The following is a 19,548-nucleotide window of genomic DNA, read 5'->3' on the forward strand; positions in this document are numbered from 1 at the left end:
TTCTGAGCCGTAGGAATAGAATCGCCACAAAACAAACAACTGAAATGTCCAATTAGGAGAGGCATGATGTTTTGTGTGCAATGTGAACAGACAATTCGTACCCCGGCAGGCAACGGCTGCGCCTATGCACAAGGCATGTGCGGCAAGACGGCGGAAACCTCCGACCTGCAGGATGTGTTGATCTATACCCTGCAAGGGCTCAGTGCCTGGGCCCTGGCGGCCCGCGAGCACGGCATCGTCGACAGCGAGATCGACGTCTTCGTGCCCAAGGCCTTCTTCGCCACCCTCACCAACGTCAACTTCGACTCCGCCCGCATAGTGGCGTATGTCAACCAGGCGCTGACCTATCGTCAGCAACTGGCCGCCAAGCTGGCACCGCTGGCGGTACAGGCCGATGCACTGTCCGCTGCCGCCCGCTTCGAGCCGGGTGCCGATCTGCTGGCCCAGTTGGCCCAGGCGCCGCAGACCGCAGTCAACCGCGGCAAGAACGAGGTCAACGAAGACATCATGGGGCTGCGCCTGCTCTGCCTCTACGGCCTCAAGGGCGCCGCCGCCTACATGGAGCACGCCCGGGTGCTGGATCAGCAGGATGCCGGAGTAGCCGCCGAATTCCATCGCATCATGAGCTGGCTCGGCACGGATCCGAGCGATCTGGATCCGCTGTTCAAGTGCGCCATGGAGATTGGCTTGCTCAACTTCAAGATCATGGAGATGCTGGATCTCGGTGAAACCACCGCTTTCGGCCACCCCGAGCCGACCCAGGTTCGCGTCACTCCGGTACCGGGCAAGTGCATCCTGGTCTCCGGTCACGACATGGTGGATCTTAAGCTCATCCTGGAGCAGACCAAGGGCACCGGCATCAAGGTCTACACCCATGGCGAGATGCTGCCGGCGCTGGCCTACCCCTTCTTCAAGCAGTACCCACACCTGGTGGGTAACTATGGCTCCGCCTGGCAGAACCAGCAGAAGGAGTTTGCCAACTTCCCGGGCGCCGTGGTGATGACCTCCAACTGCATCATCGACCCGAACGTGGGCAACTACTCGGATCGCATCTTCACCCGCTCCATCGTCGGCTGGCCGGGCGTGACCCATCTGGAAGGGGAAGATTTCTCCGCCGTGATCGCCAAGGCGCAAGCGCTGGAAGGCTTCAAACACGTTGAGCTCGAGCACTTCATCACCATCGGCTTTGCCCGCAACGCCCTGATGCAGGCTGCCCCAGCGGTGATCGACAAGGTCAAGGCCGGCGAAATCAGCCACTTCTTCCTGGTCGGTGGCTGTGACGGTGACCGTGCCGAGCGCGCCTACTACACCGAGTTTGCCAAGGCGATCCCGCAGGACAGCCTGCTGCTGACCCTGGGCTGCGGCAAGTACAAGTTCAACAAGCTCGATTTCGGCGACATCGGCGGCATTCCCCGTCTGCTGGACGTGGGTCAGTGCAACGATGCCTACTCTGCCATCCAGCTGGCGCTGGCGCTCTCCGAGGCGTTCGAGTGCGGCGTCAACGATCTGCCGCTGACCCTGGTGCTCTCCTGGTTCGAGCAGAAGGCCATCGTCATCCTGCTCACCCTGCTGGCGCTGGGTGTGAAGGACATCCGTACCGGCCCGACCGCCCCGGCTTTCCTCACCCCGGCTCTGCTCAAGGTGCTGGAAGAGCAATTTGGCCTGAAAGGAACCACCACCGCAGAAGCCGATCTCGCCGAGATTCTGGCGGCCTGAGCGGCGCCATATCCGCCTTACACGCTCAGCATGTTGTAAGCCTTTGGCGAGCCTGATGGCTCGCCTTTTTTTAACGACACCTGTCCAACATTTTTCAGCAAGAGGAGCCTTGCGATGACCTCCACCTCCCTCACCCTCAGGTGCATCGGCCCGCCGGGCGGATACCCACGATGTGTCTAGCTGGCAGTTCGTGCCGCAGACGGGCAGCCTGCCTGCCGTGCTGGCTGGCCAGTGCGTGACGCTGCACACCGAGATTGACGGCAAGCCCCACTGCCGTGCCTATACCCTCTCTTCCAGCCCGCAGGATGCCTGCTGGCAGGTCACCATCAAGGATGTCGGACTGGTCTCCCACCATCTGCACCAGACCCTGCAAGTGGGGGACGAGATCCGGGTGGATGGCCCCTTCGGCGACTTCAACCTGACAGCCTTGCCCTGCGAGCAGCCGCTGCTCTTGAGCGCCGGTTCCGGCATCACCCCCATGTGGGCCATGCTGCGGGACGAGCTGGCCAAACGGCCGGATGCAGACATCCGCTTCATTCACAGCGCCCGCTCGCCGGAGGATGTGATCTTCGCAGATGACCTGGCTGCGCTGGCCGCTGCCCATTCCGGCGTGCGCCACGCTTTAGTGCTGGAGAAAGTAGGGGAAGAGGCGCCGACGGCTTATCCCTGGGTTGGCCGGCTCACACCGGAGATGCTGAGGGAACTGGCGCCAGACCTGCTGGCGCGCCACGTCTATCTGTGTGGCCCAGCCCCCTACATGACCGCCGTCTGCACCATGCTGGCGGAGCTGGGACTGCCGGCAGCACAGTTGCACCAGGAGTCGTTCGGCCTGCCTGCTGGAACATCGAGTGCGGCGCCAGTTGCGGCCGGCAGCGACCACTTCTGGCTGACCCTCAAAAAGAGCGGCAAGAAGGTGAAGATCCTGCCGGGTCAGACCCTGCTGGCGGCACTGGAAGGGGCGGGTGAGACCATGATGGCGGCCTGCCGTGCCGGGGTGTGTGGGGCCTGTCGCTGTACCACGGAGGGAAAAATCGAGCGCCAGAGCGTAATGACCCTGAGCGCGCAGGATTTCGAGCACGGGGTGGCTCTGGCCTGTTCCTGTACCGCCAGCGGGGATGTCAGCGTCGACTATTGAAGCGCGTTCCTGGCATCTCGCGCTTTTCCCGAGTGGGCCAGGCAGGTAGACTCAGCTCCAGTTTCAGTCGAAGACGGGATAAAAAATGACAATTCTGGTTACAGGGGGCGCCGGCTATATCGGCTCCCATACCCTGGTTGAACTCTTGAACGTCGGGCAGCAGGTCGTGGTGCTGGACAACCTCTCCAACTCTTCTCCCGAATCGCTCAAACGGGTCGAGCGGATCACCGGCAAGCCGGTCATCTTCGTCGAAGGGGATGTGCTGGATCGGGCTTGCCTGCAGCAGCTGTTTGCCGCCCACCAGATCGAGTCGGTGATCCATTTCGCCGGGCTCAAGGCAGTCGGCGAGTCGAGCCAGATCCCGCTCACCTACTACCAGAACAACATCACCGGCACCCTGGTGCTGTGCGAAGAGATGGCCAACGCCGGCGTGTTCCGGCTGGTATTCAGCTCCTCGGCCACCGTTTACGGCGATCCGGCTTCGGTACCGCTGCGGGAAGATTTCCCCACCAGCGCCACCAACCCTTATGGCCGCTCCAAGCTGATGGTCGAAGAGATCCTGCGCGATCTCGCCAAGTCCGATCCGCGCTGGGCCATCGTGCTGCTGCGCTACTTCAACCCGGTCGGTGCCCACGAGAGCGGCCTGATTGGTGAAGATCCCAACGGCATCCCCAACAACCTGCTGCCCTATATCAGTCAGGTCGGCGTGGGCAAGCTCAAGGAACTGGGGGTGTTTGGCAACGACTACCCGACGCCGGACGGTACCGGGGTGCGCGATTACATTCACGTGGTGGATCTCGCCATCGGTCACCTAAAAGCACTGGCGCGCATCGCGTCGGATACCGGCGTCTTTACCTACAACCTGGGTACCGGTCAGGGCTATTCGGTGCTGGAGATGATCAAGGCATTTGAAACGGCCAGCGGTCGCACCATTCCCTACCAGATCAAGCCCCGTCGCCCGGGCGACATCGCCGAGTGCTGGGCCGAACCGCACAAGGCCCGTGCCGAGCTGGGCTGGCAGGCCGAGCGTGGTCTGGAGCGGATGATGGTGGATACCTGGCGCTGGCAAAGCCAGAATCCGAACGGCTACCAAGCCTGAGGATGTGAAGCCTGAATAACAAACGCCCCGGCATGCCGGGGCGTTTTTTATGTGTCGGAGCGGGATTACTGAATGCTCTTGCCGGCGCGCACATCCTTGATGAAGCCTTTCAGGCTGGCCAGATCACGGGGGGCGCCGCGCAGGATCTGATCGCCGATGATGAAGGCCGGTGTGCCCGAGATGCTCATGGCTTCGGCCAGCGCCCGGTTGCTGCCGAGATTCTGATCGATGCTGCCATCCTTGATCTTGGCTTCAACCTTGCTCCAGTTGACGCCGGCCGCTTCCGCCAGCTGCTTCACCTGTGCCTCGTCGGCCAGCGGGCCCTGATGGGCGTACAGCTTCTCGTGGAAGGCCTGGTACTTGTCAGGCTGACCCAGCTGTACCGCCAGGGCGGCGCGGGCGGCGAAGTAGGAGGTTTCGCTCAGGATCGGGAACTGCTTGTAGATGTAGCGAATGTCCTTGTCTTCCGCCAGCAGCTGCTTGATCAGCGGGTGAGCGCGTTTGCAGTAGCCGCAGTTGTAGTCGAAGAACTCGACCACGGTCAGGCTGCCCTTGGGATTGCCGCTCTCCGGATCCTGGTTGCTATAGAGCTGCTTGGCGTGTGCCTTGATCAACGTCTTGTCGCTGGCGGCCTGCTGGCTCTCCTGCTTGGCGCGCAGGGCGTTGGACATCTCGACCAGGATCTCCGGGTTCTTGACCAGATAGTCGCGTACTATCTGTTCCACGTTGCTCTTGGTCAGTTCGCTTGCCTGAACCGGCGCCGCAAGCAGGGTGGCACCCGACAGGGCGCAAAGCAGGGCATGTTTGATTTTCATAAGTCCATCTTGCTGGGGATTTCGTGATGCTGACTATAGTGGGTGAGTCTGTTTTCAAGTCAAGTTATCTGGTTGAAAAAGCGCTGGTTATGCTCAAATTGGCGGCTTTGTGCGTAATTTAGCCCAATAAATCGGCAAACGAGCGGCGAGGGGATTTACAAGGGCAATCGCCATGGGTAATATTCGCCGCACTGTCGCGGAGGGGTGGCAGAGCGGCTGAATGCACCGGTCTTGAAAACCGGCGATGGGCGACCATCCGTGGGTTCAAATCCCACCTCCTCCGCCATTTATTCAGCCAAAAAGGCCATCCGAAAGGATGGCCTTTTTGCTATTCAAATCCCCGCCGTCATTCTGCCTCTGATTGGTCAAGCCATCTTTATCCACGTTTTTCAGGCAGTTGGCCAAGGCTGACGCTTGCGATTTTTCTGCCTGTTTTCTCTGCGTTTATTGCGAGACTATCACCGGACAACCAGCGTCTTGATCGTCTCCGTTGGCCCTGATATTCGCACAGCTCGGTAGGTATCTCGTCTCGCTGGCTCATCCGTCACAACTTGGACTCCTTCTGCTGCTTGATGCAGGAACAGCGAGGGTTGTTGGCCGCCCATGAGGGGGAAAGCCACGACCAATGTTGCAACGCTTAACATCCCTAGGGGCTGTGAGTGGTCGCTGGTAGAACGATTTTGGTTTTCTGTAGCATTTCATTACAAAAAATACGGTTCGATAGCATAAAGTGTGGGAGAGCTCTGATTTTCCGACCTGCCGGAGTGTGTCATCTGTTGACGCTTGTTAACATTTGGCATGTTTCCATGTTTGGCTGGCCTACCTTGTGCATGATCCTCATACCCCAGAAATGAATACCCTGCACGCGCTGGAGCTCATCGCCCAGTTCGAGACGGCCGCTGACGAGCGCACCATAGTGACCCTGCTGCGCGAGCTGAGCGGGCGCATGGGATTCGACTATTTTCGCCTGGCCCTGATCTTTCCCAGTACCATCCAGCGTCCTGACGTCATCATCTTCAACGGTTGTTCGCAGGCCTGGGTTGATACCTACACCAGCAGCGGCTTCTTTGCCATCGACCCCATTGTCAAGTGCGCCATGACCAGGAGCACCCCCATTCTGTGGGCCGATGTGGTGAACGATGAGGCGCGTTGTGATGAGCAGGGCCGGGAGGTGATGCAGCTGGCCAGCGAGTACGGCATTTGCGATGGCATCACCCTGCCCTGGCACGGTGCCAACGGTCATGTCGGCTTGCTCTCTTTTATCACCAGTACGCCTCGCACCCGACAGCAATGGCTCTCTGCGGTGCCCTTTATCAGCTGGCTCTCCATGCATATTTTTGAGGCGGTGGCCCGTGTCTGTCTGGCGAGTCTGTCACCGCACGATGCGCTGAGTTTGCGGGAGCTGGAGGTGTGTCGCTGGGCGGCGGAGGGCAAGCAGGTGAGCGATATTGCCCAGATCCTGGGGATCACTCCCCGTACCGTGACGTTTCATCTGAACAATGTGGTCAGCAAGCTGGGGGCCAGCAGCAAGAGCCAGGCCATTTCATGGGCATTGAAGCAGGGGATGGTCAGGTTGAACGTGGAGATGGCGCTGGTCGCCAATGTGGATGAAAAGCAGTGATTATGTTTGTTTCAAGCAACTTGTTGCGTAGGTGGCGAGATGTTCCACTGCGAGTGCAATAGATAATGGTGCAATAGTCTGCTGGTTGCAACTTTTTGCGCCATGTATCCGGCAGGGCTGCTTGTTTTTTGCTTAAGCATTTGAAAAATAAATATAAAAAAGAGTGGCATGGTCGCTGCTAACTGGTTCGGTCGAGTGTCATTACCGTTCAACCAATCAGGAGCAAACTCATGCCAACTCCATGTTATATCAGCATCGAAGGTAAAACCCAGGGCAATATCACCGCTGGTGCCTTCACTTCCGATTCCGTCGGCAACATTTTCGTGCAGGGTCACGAAGACGAGATGCTGGTACAAGAGTTCCAGCACGTCGTGACCGTGCCGACTGACCCGCAATCCGGTCAGCCTGCGGGTCAGCGTGTCCACAAACCGTTCAAGTTCACCGTTGCGCTGAACAAGGCCGTGCCGCTGATGTACAACTCGCTGGCGTCCGGCGAAATGCTGCCGAAAGTGACCCTGAAGTGGTACCGCACCTCTGTCGAGGGCAAGCAGGAGCACTTCTTCTCTACCGTGCTGACCGATGCCACCATCGTTGACATCGACTGCCAGATGCCGCACTGCCAGGATCCGGCGAAGTCTGACTTCACCCAGCTGATCCAGGTCTCCATGGCCTACCGCAAGATCGATTGGGAACACACAGTTGCCGGTACTTCCGGTGCAGATGACTGGCGCGCACCGATCGAGGCCTAACTCTCGATCTCTTATTTGCCGTTATTCCTTGTAGTGCACCCCATGGCCTGACGATGGCAGTGTCAGCTGTCGTCAGGCCCGTGCAAGTTTTCTCCGACCTGTTCAACTGGATGCGGTCGGAGCTTTTGTGTTTTGCCATATGGCTGCGAGGCGACCTTATGGCAAAGCACAACAGAGGCCAGTCGTCATGTGTTCCACCATTGCATCGTCCGGTGACGTGCTCATCGAGCGCGATGGGCTTTTCCCATCTCCCGTGATTTCAGTCAGCTCTGAGCGTTTTCTCGGTAACAAATTGGCGTCCCGGCAGGACGAGCCGCTGGCCCCTTACGATAAATCCGACAAACCCCTCCGTCCGCGCAGCACCTCTGGTCGCCAGCGTACTTTGCGGTGTGGCGGCCAACCCATCACTGTGACCGGCACTGCCGTCGGCTGCGGCGGCGTGGTGATTGGCTCAGGCAGCGGACAGGCAGGTTAAGGAGCGCTTCATGGCAGACAGCACAGGATTACAATTTACCGTCAAGGTAGGGGCCCTGCCCGAGAGCACCTTCGTGGTGGCCGAGTTTGCGCTGGATGAAGCGCTCAACCGGCCGTTCAACCTGCGCCTGGAGCTGGCAAGTGCCCAGCCCGACATAGACTTTGGCGCCGTGCTGGACCAGCCGTGCGAGCTGCTGGTGTGGTACAACGGCGAGCTGCAACGCCGGGTGTGCGGGGTGGTGAGTGACTTCGCGCAGGGTGACAGCGGCTTTCGCCGCACCCGCTATCAGCTGCTGGTGCAGCCGGCGCTGTGGCGTCTGTCGCTTCGCCAGAACTCCCGCATCTTCCAGGCGCAAAAGCCCGATGAAATCCTCTCAATTATCCTGCAAGAGCACGGCATCACCGACTACGCCTTTGCCCTGAAAAACGAGCACGCCAAGCGGGAATACTGCGTTCAGTATCGGGAAACCGACCTCGATTTCGTGAACCGGCTCGCCGCCGAAGAGGGGATGTTCTACTTCCACGAGTTTGAAGCGGGCAAGCACCGCATCGTGTTTGCCGATGACGCAGCCGCCCTGACCGCCGGCCCCGAGCTCTTTTTCAACCTAGGCAATCGTTCCCTCGAGCAAGGCCCCTATGTCCGCCAGTTCCACTACCGCGAGGCGGTACGCCCCTCGGATGTGGAGCTCAAAGACTACAGCTTCAAGACGCCGGCCTATGGTCTCTCCCACAAGAAACAGGGCGCAGAGCTCGAACACCAGCGCGATACCTACCAGCACTTCGACTATCCGGGTCGCTACAAGCAGGATGGCAGCGGCAAGGCCTTTGCCCAGCATCGGCTCGATGCCCTGCGCAATGACGCCGTGGCGGGCAGCGGCAAGTCGAACAGCGCGGCTCTGCTGCCAGGCCAGACGTTTTCACTCACCGAACACCCCAACGGCAGCCTCAACACCGACTGGCAAATCGTGCGCATCCAGCACACCGGCTTGCAGCCGCAGGCGCTGGAAGAGGAAGGCGGCAGCGGCCCCACTGTCTATCACAACGAATTCGGGGTGGTGAAAGCGAGCACTACCTGGCGAGCACGCATCGGCAGCCCCGAGGCCCCCCACAAGCCCATGGTGGATGGCCCGCAAATCGCCATGGTGGTGGGTCCCGAGGGGGAGGAGATTTACTGCGACGAGCATGGCCGGGTCAAGCTGCAATTCCCGTGGGACCGCTACGGCTCGAGCAACGACCAGAGCTCCTGCTGGGTGCGGGTCTCCCAGGGCTGGGCCGGCGGTCAGTACGGCATGATGGCCATCCCGCGCATCGGCCACGAGGTCATCGTGAGCTTTTTGGAAGGGGACCCCGACCAGCCTATCGTCACCGGTCGTACCTACCACGCCACCAACCGGCCGCCCTATGAGCTGCCAGCCAACAAGACCCGCACCGTGCTGCGCACCGAAACCCACCAGGGTGAGGGCTTCAACGAGCTGCGCTTTGAAGACCAGGCGGGGCAGGAAGAGATTTACATCCACGGTCAGAAAGACCTGAACGTACTCATCGAGAACGATGCCGCCTGGCACATCAAGCACGACCAGCACACCGATATCGACAACGAGCGGGTGACCCGCATCAAGGCCAACGATCACCTGACGGTGGAGGGCGAGAAGCGTGACCAGATAAAAGCCGACTACTCGCTGACGGTGGATGCCAGCCTGCATCAGAAGCTGGGGCAGTCGCTGCTGGTGGAGGCGGGAAGCGAGGTTCATCACAAGGCGGGCATGAAGATCGTGATGGAGGCCGGTGCCGAGCTGACCCTCAAGGTGGGCGGCAGCTTTGTGAAGCTCGATGCCGGTGGCGTTACCCTCAGTGGTGGCTCCATCAAGATGAACTCCGGCGGCAGCCCGGGTTCTGGCTCTGGCTGGGGTGGCCAGATGCCGATCCAACCGAAGGTGGTTGAGGTGGTGGCACCACCACCTCCCATGGACCCCGCACGTCAGATTGCGACGCTCAAGTCTGCCGAACCTGTGTGCGAGATCTGTGAGCAACTGGCCAGACAGGAGGGTGGTGGCTGATGGCCATGGCTTTCGTCGCAGAGCGTCCCGACATCGAGCTGAACAGCGGAGAGCAACTCTATCTGTTGCTCGATGGGGCGCGCATTCCCGCGCTGGAGCGCGCGTTGTTCGAGCAGGACCCATCGCCTTCCTATCAGCCCGTCTACCTTCACGCCCCCTGGGACAGCTTGCGAGAAGTGAGCCCCTGTCTGGTCTGTGCAACGCCCAATCTGCTGGATTGGTTTATGCAAAACCGCGATGCATCATGGGGTTACCTGTTATCGTCCCCTCATTCTTTGTTGCCGTTGGCCGAGCGACTGCGTGGGCTTATCGAGGTGGAGAGTCCCTATGGCAGCAGGATTTTGCTCAAGCTGGCCATGCCGGAGACCATGTGGCGGCTGTTTATGGATGATGAACCCTGGCTTTGGCAGGGGGTGGCTCAAGTCTGGATCCAGACCCGGCAGGGGGAGAGGCAGGTGTGGCAGCACAAGGTTGCCGCGCCTGGAATGGGATCCCCCATGGGGGATCGCCTGCGACTTTCCGACGTACAGTGGCGCCGTCTGGGAGAGGTGAGCTGGTTGCACACCCTCGATGGGATAAGAGCACACATGCACACCTGGTTTGGGGCTCGCATGCAGACGCTGCCAGAACCCATGGCCTGGATTGCCCATTGGGCTGATTACGCCTATGCCCAGGGATTCGAAAGCGAGCGGGATCTGCTGCTGTTTTTCAATGTGATGGGGTATCTCGGCAGTGACTGGTTTGATGAAGATGAGCATCCCCGGATCAAGGCGTTGATTACCCAGCGTTCACCCCAGACCCCTTCGCAACGTATCGAGCAGGCCGCCGAGCTTGCTGCCGCATTGAGCAACAAGGATCAAGACGCATGAGTACGCCCAATCAAGCCGCCCAGTGTGCAAACACGACCGACAGCAAGAGCCCGGCAGGAGTCTGTCCGCTCAAGAACAAGAAGATTGCCATCATCCCGGTGCGTTATGCCCTGGATGAGCCGTTCTCCCCGCCACAAAAGCAGCCTCACCCAGTCCCCGCCGGAGCAGGCTTTGTGGTGCCTCTCAAGTTGAAAGAGAGCGGTTATGCCTTGCGCCAGTTGCGTGATGGCTGGCTCTATGTGTATGACGAAAAGACCAAGACATTTGATGAGTACGAGATAAAGGGAGCGACCTTCATCAGCCAGAGCAAGGGAAGCAAGGGGCATCTGCTCTACCCGGCGAGCCATACCCTCTCCCTCGCTTATTCTCCCCAGCGCTGGACGGGGCGCATCAAGAATGAGATGGAAAAGAGCGGCGGTTTGCGCACCACCTGGATGCGGCAGGTGAAACTGGGCAGTTTTGCCAGCACCATGAAGGCCCCTCATTGCGGTCTGCCAGATGTGCTCGACAAGGTTGCGGACCTGGGGATGTCCAACAAGGGATTTGTGCTCTCTTCAACCCCCCTTGCCAAGCCTGCCGAGGAGGACAAGCAGGGGATCAAGTTGCTGGCTCACAAACCTGCGAGTTCACCGACTGCCTACAAGGCGGGCATACCGGATCCCAAGAGCGCCATGGTGGTTGCTCTGGAGGACCCGCTGGCCGACCTTGCCGACCTTTCCATGAAGGTCAATCAACTGCTCGCCAAGCGCGAAGCTCTGCTGGGGAAAGATGATGCCACCATCAAGGTCAACAGCCACAAGCTGATGATGGCGGAGGTCACGCGCAACCTGGCCAGGGTGCGGCTCGACGAGAAGGAGTTACCCGCCTCCGTCAGGGGCAATGTCGCTAGGACCCAGGCCTTTGAAGAGGCGTTGGATGATTATCTTGGGGATCGCTACCTCGCCGACATGGAGAGCATGACGGCAGAGCCCGGGATGGTGCGGTTCAACTCCCCCATGGGGAAACGGGCTGATGAGAAGCTGAAAATCTTGCGGGAACAATATGGTTTCAACCCATCCCAACAACAGGTCGCCCAATGGAAAGAGCGCTCCGCCTTCCAGGATGAGGTCAACTGGAGCGGGCTCAATGCCTTTATCAAGCAGTATCAGGTGCCACTCAATGAGCTGGAGCTGGCCCTGACGCGGGCTCATGAAGATCTGTTCAACGGTGTGACTCGTCTCAAGGCCGATCCGCTGCCCTTTGGTCTGGACAACAGAACACCCAAGGGACAAGCCTATCTGCAGACCCTGTTTGCCGAGGCCGGGCCGGTTCTCTCTCTTAGCTGCCGCACGGAGGAGAGGAAGAAAGCGCTGGAGAAGCTGCTGGGCGAAAAGAGCCGCGACAACTTGCTGGCGCTGGCCCCTTATGGCTTTGATGCCGCGTTGCACAAGGGACTGAGCGAGCTGACGGTAGACAATGTCTGGCTCAGCACCTCCTCTGGCGATATGACGGCTCTCTTTGGCAGAACGGCTGATCTGGAGACGCTACTGGGGGACGAGAGATTCAAGCAAAAATCCTGGTTCCAGACGATCGAAGCCGTCATTGAAGCCATGAAAGTGGCTGGAAAATCCATGGCCAAGGGGGCTCACGCCCAGATCATGGCGGCCATCTTGCCCCATGCCTGGAAAAACAGCTTGGCGGGCAACCTCAGACTGGTACTGCTGGAATCCCTGCTCGGCGATCAGCCGCTGCAGGTCAACCGAGACTATCGGATGCTCCACAACCGCTTCCAGCAGAAGGTCTGGATCATTGTGAAGGAGATGTCGGCCATCAGCTCCCCCCTCCCGGGCGCAGCACCACGGTGAAGGCCATCAACGGTCAGCTAAAAACCTTGCAACAACAGCTTGATACCCTGATTGCCAGCGAAATGCCCCTGCTGGTGAAACTGAAAGGCGATCTCTACCAGCAACAAGCCAGACAATATGTTGGTGACTATCTGGCGAGCGTACGTAGCGGCGTGAATCAACGCATCACGGCCATGAACGAGAGAATTCCCAATCTGGCGACCTTTGGCGGGCTGGTTGCCCTGCTCAACCTCTGGAATCTGACAGTGGTCATCGCAGGGACGGCGCAAAACGCCCAGTCCATCGGCCGGGAACGGGCAAATATGCAGCTGGGCTCTGCCTTCGCATGGACGGGTAATGCCATCGCCGCGCTCTATCAGGGGGCGACGTGGGAGAAGTTAAAGCCGCTCACTACTGATGGGGGTAAACGAGCCCTGACAGCAATCTCGATAAAAGCAGCAATAAAAGAAGGTGGGCATGCGGTCTGGGTTAGAAGCTTTGCCTGGCGTATGGTGGCTTTTTCTAGCCTGGGGATGGCGGCGGCCGGGGCAGAAATGTGGGATACCTTTCAGGCCAGCAAGGATCCCTTGATAAGCAGCATGGAAAAAACACTCTTGCAGATGAAAGCAGGGGTATTGCTGGGGCAAGGAATCATCTTTGGCGCACAACTCTTCTATCTGTTGGGGAATGGATTGGGTTTCTCATCAATCGCTGCGATTTTTGCGCCTTGGATGCTGGTAGGGCTCTTTGTGCTAGGTGCCGCCTATCTGGTGCTGACAGTGCTGCTGAATATCTTCAAACGCTCGGATCTGGAGAAATGGTTGCTGCAATCAACCTGGGGCAAGCAGCCTGCCAACTGGTCTACCGAAGATGAGCTGGCTCGCTTTGAAATGTTGGTCAATAAGCCTGGGGCCAGTTTGACTGTGGTACGTACCGTACCTCAGGGGTGGATGGACACAGGTCGTTCCCAGTGGCAGTTGCAACTCTCGCTCCCTGCGCACTTGCGAGGGCAGAGCATAGGGCTGAAGGTCATCGGCCAGCCAATTGCTCGCGCCGGTCAAATGGTACCGGTGCGCTCCAAAGAGGATCTGGCGCGCTATCAGGCAGCCATGCAGCCTAGGACGCTGGAGACACAACGCGGACGTTGGGATGAGATGGTCTATACCCTGCCGCTGGGGATTGATACCAATACGGCTATCAAACTGGAACTGGGCTATCTCGGGGGCATGGGTCAGCGGGAGTTTATTTTCAAGGGCAGCAGTAATAGTAGCGGTCCTGTTACATTGAATAGCAGTAGCGGTGATCTGGGTACCATGCACGCGTTGGTGGCTGGCAAGCAAGGGAATAAATAATGGAAAAGACACACGAAATTATTGAGGGCAATGAGCAGGAGACTCCTTTCCATCTGCTACCTCAAGAAGAGCAACAATGTATTCTCGATGCCAATCAGGAAAAGGTGCGAGAGGCACCAACTCTTCATGAATGGGACATCCGAGTTCCAGCTGCATTTGCCTGGCTGGGGATACTCTTTTTAATCGGAATACCTACCTTGATTGGTAGTGCCATGATATGGAATGAGTCATCCAATGGTTGGGTATTTATTATAGTGGGGGCGATAATGTTTCCCTACCTACGCTATTTAGTTATGGCGGATAAAGATTACCATTATCGGTTAACTACGGAGGGTGTAGTCGTTACTTATCAAGATGCTATTCCCGAGGTGGCCTACAACATAGTGCGTGGTTTGGCTTGGCTTGGTGTGGTGGTATGTGTCGTAGCGGTCGCCATATTGGGGCCACTAGCCTTGGTTGGCGCTGGGGGTATGGCGCTCTTTGCTGTATTTTTCACTGACTTTAAAAGTGAAGTTTCAGAGCATGAAACCATGTTTAGAAAAGACTGGCCCTACACGCTTTCTATTTCCAATAGGAAAAAGGCACTGAGATTTGAATCCACCCCCTTTAAAGTCGCATATAGCGACAATTTATATTGTAAGTCTGAGGATTTTGAACGTGTTATTGAAATGATTAAAAATCAAATCAGGTGTGTCGATATAAAAAATATAAAAGGTCATCCAATTATTTGATTCTAATGTCTCGACTGCCATTGAGAAATAACTGTTATTGCTATTCACTAGGAGGCCAGTTTGTTCGGTGGACAAGCTGGCTTACCATCCGGTGATCTTCTTGAGCCTCAATACGGAAGTTTAGGTGGCATGGTCTATACCCTGCTGCTGGGGATTGATACCAATTCGGCTATCAAACTGGAGTTAGTTTATTTCGAGGGGATGATTCTGCGGGAGTATATTTTCAATGGTGGTAGTAGCAGTGGCGGTCCTGTCACATTGAGTGGCAGCAGCGGCGAGCTGGACACCATGTCTGCGTTGGTAGTCGGCAATAGGGGGAATAAATAATGGACAAAGTGAATGAGGTAATAGAGATGAGTGAGCAAGAGACCCCCTTCCATCTGCTGCCGCATGAGGAGCAACAACGCATTATCGATACCAATCAAAAAAGGGTGCGTGAGGCTCCTACGTTACATGAGTGGAACATTAGAGTGAGAAACCCCCATACTTGGCTGATCATATCAATACCAATAGGGATTTTGATCTTGATTGGGGTTTGGTTAGCGTCAGGCGATAATATGATATCTCTAGGTTGGGGATTTATTGTGATGGGCGGGGGGCTAGCCCTCTATTTTCGTTATTTGGTAATGGCGGATAAAGATTATCATTACCGACTTACCTCTGAAGGGCTTATTGCTATTTATCAGGATGCTATTCCTGATGTAGCTTATAAAATGGTTCGAGGATTGGCTTGGTTAGGTGTACTTGTATGTGTTATGGCCGTGGCCGTATTAGGCCCGTTATCCTTGGTCGGTGTTGGTGGTATGGCACTTTTTGCAATTTTCTTCACTGATTTCAAAAAGGAAGAAAGTGTAGAATATACATTGTTCAACAAAAGTAAAGTCAATGTTATTAAGGTGGTCAATAATGCAGCCTTCGTTCAAGTCGAAACCATCCCATTCGGTTACTCAGGGTTTGCAAGCTTTTACTGCTATAAAAATGAATTAAATAAAATATTGGCATCTTTGCTGCCAATATTAAATCGCCGGGAGTATAGGGAATTTAAAACTATATTGTCATTAAATAGAGCTCCTCACAGTTCTCTGGATGTAGGCGTACCAAGAAGGCTAGATGAGCTTACCAAGTAATTTTAAAGGGGCTCTCGCTTGTTGATATACATTTAGATTTTTCGTGCTGTTCAATATTTTAAAATGCTCAGGGCTAGATAAATGGTTGCTGCAATCGACTTGGGGAAAGAACAGGGAAAATTGACCTGTCAATGAAGGACTCTCGCGTTTAAGCAACTGGCGAACAAGCCTGGAGCAAGTCAAACCTGACAGTTATATATCTGGTACTCCAAGGCTGGACGGACGCTGGCCATGCCCAGTAGATATCACTGCTATATTTTCCTACTCACTTTAAAGGGCACACCATCGGTTTGATTGCCATAGAGGAACCTTTGGTGCGAGTTGGTTAGGTGGTGTCGTGGGAGTGCCAAAATGGATCCGTATCGTTATCCTACCAAAAATATATGCTGACAAAGACTCAGCACAGCCCTGTAACCAGCCCTTGTCTCTAAAGTACCCCTCTTTATCATCAAGTTCTGCATGACTTTGATTCAAGGTTGGCGCGGGAGATCAGCCCAATCAGATGCTGCAGGCTTTTCTGGCGGGGATGGCGGCGGGTGGCGAGGCTGATGCGAGTGGTGAGCGGCTCATCTGCGATGGGGTGATAGCTGACGCCGTGGGGATGCAGCTCGCTGACCGAGCGCGGGATGATGGCGACCCCGAAGCCGGCTTGCACCATGCCGACGGTGGAGATCACCTGCGGGCTCTGGCTGCCGAGACGGGGGCTGAAGCCGGCCCGCTGGCAGCGCTGGGTGATGGCGTCATGCAGCCCGGGCCCGAGCTCGCGGGGGAACAGGATGAAGGGATCCTGCGCCAGCGCCTCGATGGGAATGGCACCACTGCCGGCCAGCGGATGGTGCGGGGGCAGGGCGATCAGCATCTCCTCCTCGTCTATCAGGTGGTGGGCCAGCGCCGAGCTGCTGCTGCAGGGCAGGCGCAGAATGGCGGCATCCAGCTCTTCGCTCACCAGGTCGCGCACCAGATTGGGCATGCTGTTCTCGATGGGGTGCAGGCTGACCTCCGGCCAGGCCTGGCGAAAGTCGTGGATGAGTTGCAGCACGCTCGGGTGCAGCACGGTGGAGCCGGCAAAGCCGAGGCGCAGCGAGCCCAGCTGGCCACGAGCGATACGCCTGGCCTTCTGCATGGCCTGCTCGGTCTGCGCCAGTATCCCCTTGGCATCCTGATAGAGACTCAGCCCCGCCTCGGTCAGCTCCACACTGCGGGTCAGCCGGTGAAACAGCGGCGTGCCTACCTCCTGTTCGAATTTGCGGATCTGCTGGCTGAGCGGCGGTTGGGCCATGCCCAGCGCCTCGGCGGCGCGGGTAAAGCTCTGTTTGTCTGCCACGGCCACCAGGTAGCGCAGGTAACGGAATTCCATATCTGGTACGTCTCGAAGCTGATGGGTTTGGATATTGGTATCAAACTGTGATCTTGGTCACTATTGAATCCTGGTTTGCCAACCTAACAGGATTGGAGGTGAAATCCAAATGGAAACCAATTCGTCATGTGACTGCGCCATCGAGATAAGCCAGCAGTTTGCCCGCTGGCAGGCTCGCCAGGGGGGCGGCGAGGTCTACCAGAGCTCCCTGATGAGTGCCCTGCTGGCGGGGGTTTACGAGGGGGAGACCACCATGGCCGACCTGTTGCGCCACGGTGACTTCGGCCTCGGGACCTTCAACCGGCTCGACGGCGAGCTGATTGCCTTCGAGCGCCAGATCCACCAGCTCAAGGCTGACGGCTCGGCCCGTCCGGCCAAGGCCGAGCAGAAGACCCCGTTTGCGGTGATGACCCACTTTCGCCCCTGCCTGCAGCGCCGCTTCGATCATCCCCTGAGCCGCGAGGAGATCCACCAGTGGGTGGATCGGTTGGTGGGCACCGACAACGTCTTCGTCGCCTTTCGGCTCGACGGCCTGTTCGAGCAGGCGCAGGTGCGCACCGTCCCCTGTCAGAGTCCCCCCTACAAGCCCATGCTGGAGGCCATCGAAGCCCAGCCGCTGTTCTCGTTCAGCCAACGGCGCGGCACCCTGATCGGCTTTCGTTGCCCGCCCTTCGTGCAGGGGATCAACGTGGCCGGCTATCACGAGCACTTCATCACCGAGGATCGCCGGGGTGGCGGCCACATCCTTGACTATGCCATGGGCCACGGCCAGCTGCAGCTGTCGGTGGTGCAACATCTCAACATCGAGCTGCCCCGTAATCCGGCCTTTCAGCAGGCCGACCTCAATCCCGCCGATCTGGACCGCGCCATCCGCGCCGCCGAAGGCTGAGCCCTTCGCTTAACAAGGAGTGACATCATGGAAAATCAACACTGGGCCTGTGGGGCCGAACTGGTGGTGCGCCATCTGGAGGCGCAAGGGGTCAAACAGGTATTCGGCATTCCCGGGGCCAAGATAGACAGGGTATTCGATGCGCTGGAGGACTCCCCCATCGAAACCATAGTGGTGCGTCACGAAGCGAACGCCGCCTTCATGGCCGCCGCCGTCGGCCGGCTGACCGGCAAGGCCGGGGTGGCGCTGGTGACCTCGGGGCCGGGCTGTGCCAACCTCATCACCGGCCTTGCCACCGCCACCTCGGAAGGGGATGCCATGGTGGCGCTGGGCGGTGCCGTGCGGCGGGCCGATGGCCTCAAGCTGACCCACCAGAGCCTGGATACCGTCAGCCTGTGCCGGCCTGTCACCAAGTTCAGCGCCCAGGTGGGCACCGGCTCCGCCCTCTCCGAGGTGATGGCCAACGCCTTTCGCAGCGCCGAGCTGGGGCGGCCCGGGGCGGCCTTCGTCAGCCTGCCGATGGACATCATCAACGAGCCGACCGACGGCGCCATCCTGGTGCCGAGCGCCATCCCGGAGCCTGGTGCGGCCGACGATCGCGGCATCGATCGAGCGCTGAGCTTGCTGGCGCAGGCTCGCAAACCGGTGGTATTGCTCGGCCTGCTGGCCAGCCGGCCGGAAAACTCCCTCGCGGTGCGCGCCTTCCTCGACAAGAGCCGGTTGCCGGTGACCGGCACCTATCAGGCGGCCGGGGTGGTGGATACCCACCATTTCGATGACTTCGCCGGACGGGTGGGGCTGTTCAACAACCAGCCGGGGGACAAGCTGCTGCAGGATGCGGATCTGGTGATCTGCATCGGCTACAGCCCCATCGAATACGATCCCGTGTTGTGGAACGGCACCGGTGAGCGCAAGCTGCTGCACATCGATGCGCTGCCGGCGGAGATCGACAGCAGCTACTGCCCAGCGGTGGAGCTGGTGGGCTCCATCAGCGCCAACCTGGCGCGGCTGACCCGGATGCTGCACCAGCCGCTGGCGCGGGATCCGGCCATTACCGCGCTGCTCGGCGAGATCCGTGCCCAGCGCCATCAGCTCGCCGAACATGCCGGCCGGTTGGGAGGCACCCCCATCCATCCGCTGCGCATCGTCAAGGAGCTGCAGGACATCATCGGGCAGGACATGACCCTGTGCGTGGACATGGGCAGCTTCCATATCTGGATTGCCCGCTATCTCTACAGCTTCCGGGCCCGCCAGGTGCTCATCTCCAACGGCCAGCAGACCATGGGGGTGGCGCTGCCCTGGGCCATCGGGGCCGCCATGGTGCGCCCGGGGGAGAAGATCATCTCGGTGTCCGGTGACGGCAGCTTCATGCAGTCGAGCATGGAGCTGGAGACCGCGGTGCGGCTCAAGTCCAACATAGTGCACATCATCTGGGTCGATAACGGCTACAACATGGTGGCGATGCAGGAGGAGAAAAAGTACTGCCGCAGCTCCGGAGTGAGTTTCGGCCCCATCAACTTCAAGGCCTATGCCGAATCGTTCGGGGCTGCCGGGTTTGCCGTCACCTGTGCCGAGGATCTGCGAGCGACCCTGCGCGCCGCCATGGCGGTGAGCGGGCCGGCGGTGGTAGCCATCCCGGTGGATTACAGCGACAACCACCTGCTGATGGAGCAGCTCAGGCCCGAAATGCTCAGTTGAGCCGGATCTGAGGGAGGCTGCGAAGCGGCCCGACCA

General features: G+C 58.4%; 16 protein-coding genes, 1 tRNA gene and 1 pseudogene. 16 read left to right on the forward strand and 2 right to left on the reverse strand.

Annotated elements, in window-relative coordinates; translation table 11 throughout:
- The first annotated feature begins 66 nt into the window (after positions 1–66).
- From hcp to galE, 3 genes and pseudogenes are all read left to right on the forward strand, one after another.
- On the forward strand, positions 67–1,716 hold the full coding sequence (gene hcp, locus ACPDZI_RS05115) for a hydroxylamine reductase (RefSeq protein WP_438834129.1): 1,650 nt from the start codon (positions 67–69) through the stop codon (positions 1,714–1,716).
- 114 nt (positions 1,717–1,830) lie between these two features.
- A pseudogene (locus ACPDZI_RS05120) lies at positions 1,831–2,851 on the forward strand (FAD-binding oxidoreductase).
- An 85-nt stretch (positions 2,852–2,936) separates the two neighbouring features.
- Positions 2,937–3,950, forward strand: a complete 1,014-nt coding sequence (galE, locus tag ACPDZI_RS05125) for a UDP-glucose 4-epimerase GalE (RefSeq protein ID WP_438834130.1) — start codon at positions 2,937–2,939, stop codon at positions 3,948–3,950.
- 65 nt (positions 3,951–4,015) lie between these two features.
- Here the strand turns inward: galE and ACPDZI_RS05130 are convergent, their stop codons facing one another.
- Positions 4,016–4,765: a DsbA family protein gene (locus ACPDZI_RS05130; RefSeq protein WP_438834131.1), complete on the reverse strand. Its 750-nt coding sequence runs from the start codon at positions 4,763–4,765 to the stop codon at positions 4,016–4,018.
- A gap of 198 nt (positions 4,766–4,963) precedes the next feature.
- Here ACPDZI_RS05130 and ACPDZI_RS05135 point away from each other — a divergent pair.
- From ACPDZI_RS05135 to ACPDZI_RS05185, 11 genes are all read left to right on the forward strand, one after another.
- Positions 4,964–5,051 (forward strand) — tRNA-Ser (locus ACPDZI_RS05135).
- Positions 5,052–5,615: 564 nt separating this feature from the next.
- Positions 5,616–6,386: a LuxR family transcriptional regulator gene (locus tag ACPDZI_RS05140; protein ID WP_168966236.1), complete on the forward strand. Its 771-nt coding sequence runs from the start codon at positions 5,616–5,618 to the stop codon at positions 6,384–6,386.
- Between the two features lie 230 nt (positions 6,387–6,616).
- The gene (gene hcp1, locus ACPDZI_RS05145; protein ID WP_005332563.1) at positions 6,617–7,135 is read left to right on the forward strand and encodes a type VI secretion system effector Hcp1; all 519 of its coding nucleotides are present in this window, start codon (positions 6,617–6,619) and stop codon (positions 7,133–7,135) included.
- A gap of 187 nt (positions 7,136–7,322) precedes the next feature.
- The gene (locus tag ACPDZI_RS05150) at positions 7,323–7,610 is read left to right on the forward strand and encodes a hypothetical protein (protein ID WP_438834132.1); all 288 of its coding nucleotides are present in this window, start codon (positions 7,323–7,325) and stop codon (positions 7,608–7,610) included.
- A gap of 10 nt (positions 7,611–7,620) precedes the next feature.
- Positions 7,621–9,666, forward strand: a complete 2,046-nt coding sequence (locus tag ACPDZI_RS05155; protein ID WP_438834133.1) for a type VI secretion system tip protein VgrG — start codon at positions 7,621–7,623, stop codon at positions 9,664–9,666.
- A complete protein-coding gene (locus ACPDZI_RS05160; protein ID WP_438834134.1) occupies positions 9,666–10,535 on the forward strand; it encodes a DUF4123 domain-containing protein in 870 nt (289 codons plus the stop codon). Before ACPDZI_RS05155 ends, ACPDZI_RS05160 begins: the two co-directional genes overlap by 1 nt.
- The gene (locus tag ACPDZI_RS05165) at positions 10,532–12,379 is read left to right on the forward strand and encodes a toxin VasX (protein ID WP_438834135.1); all 1,848 of its coding nucleotides are present in this window, start codon (positions 10,532–10,534) and stop codon (positions 12,377–12,379) included. Before ACPDZI_RS05160 ends, ACPDZI_RS05165 begins: the two co-directional genes overlap by 4 nt.
- The gene (locus tag ACPDZI_RS05170; protein WP_438834136.1) at positions 12,376–13,710 is read left to right on the forward strand and encodes a hypothetical protein; all 1,335 of its coding nucleotides are present in this window, start codon (positions 12,376–12,378) and stop codon (positions 13,708–13,710) included. Before ACPDZI_RS05165 ends, ACPDZI_RS05170 begins: the two co-directional genes overlap by 4 nt.
- Positions 13,710–14,441, forward strand: coding sequence for a hypothetical protein (locus ACPDZI_RS05175; RefSeq protein ID WP_438834137.1), 732 nt, complete (start codon positions 13,710–13,712; stop codon positions 14,439–14,441). Before ACPDZI_RS05170 ends, ACPDZI_RS05175 begins: the two co-directional genes overlap by 1 nt.
- 60 nt (positions 14,442–14,501) lie before the next feature.
- Complete coding sequence (locus ACPDZI_RS05180) at positions 14,502–14,768, forward strand: hypothetical protein (protein ID WP_438834138.1); 267 nt, start codon at positions 14,502–14,504, stop codon at positions 14,766–14,768.
- Entirely contained in the window at positions 14,768–15,568 is an 801-nt protein-coding gene (locus tag ACPDZI_RS05185; RefSeq protein ID WP_438834139.1) for a hypothetical protein, read from the forward strand. Before ACPDZI_RS05180 ends, ACPDZI_RS05185 begins: the two co-directional genes overlap by 1 nt.
- A 448-nt stretch (positions 15,569–16,016) precedes the next feature.
- On the opposite strand, the gene ACPDZI_RS05190 is transcribed toward ACPDZI_RS05185, so the two are convergent.
- A complete protein-coding gene (locus ACPDZI_RS05190) occupies positions 16,017–16,925 on the reverse strand; it encodes a LysR family transcriptional regulator (protein ID WP_438377851.1) in 909 nt (302 codons plus the stop codon).
- Between the two features lie 109 nt (positions 16,926–17,034).
- On the opposite strand from ACPDZI_RS05190, the gene budA reads away from it, so the two are divergent.
- Both budA and alsS read left to right on the forward strand, forming a co-directional pair.
- Positions 17,035–17,814 carry an acetolactate decarboxylase gene (budA, locus tag ACPDZI_RS05195; RefSeq protein ID WP_044799392.1) on the forward strand — a complete coding sequence of 260 codons (780 nt, stop codon included), beginning with the start codon at positions 17,035–17,037 and terminating at the stop codon, positions 17,812–17,814.
- Positions 17,815–17,841: 27 nt separating this feature from the next.
- The gene (gene alsS / locus ACPDZI_RS05200; RefSeq protein ID WP_438834140.1) at positions 17,842–19,512 is read left to right on the forward strand and encodes an acetolactate synthase AlsS; all 1,671 of its coding nucleotides are present in this window, start codon (positions 17,842–17,844) and stop codon (positions 19,510–19,512) included.
- Positions 19,513–19,548: the final 36 nt, after the last annotated feature.

The sequence above is a fragment of the Aeromonas oralensis genome (genome assembly GCF_049665575.1).
In the GTDB taxonomy this organism is placed as follows: domain Bacteria; phylum Pseudomonadota; class Gammaproteobacteria; order Enterobacterales; family Aeromonadaceae; genus Aeromonas; species Aeromonas hydrophila.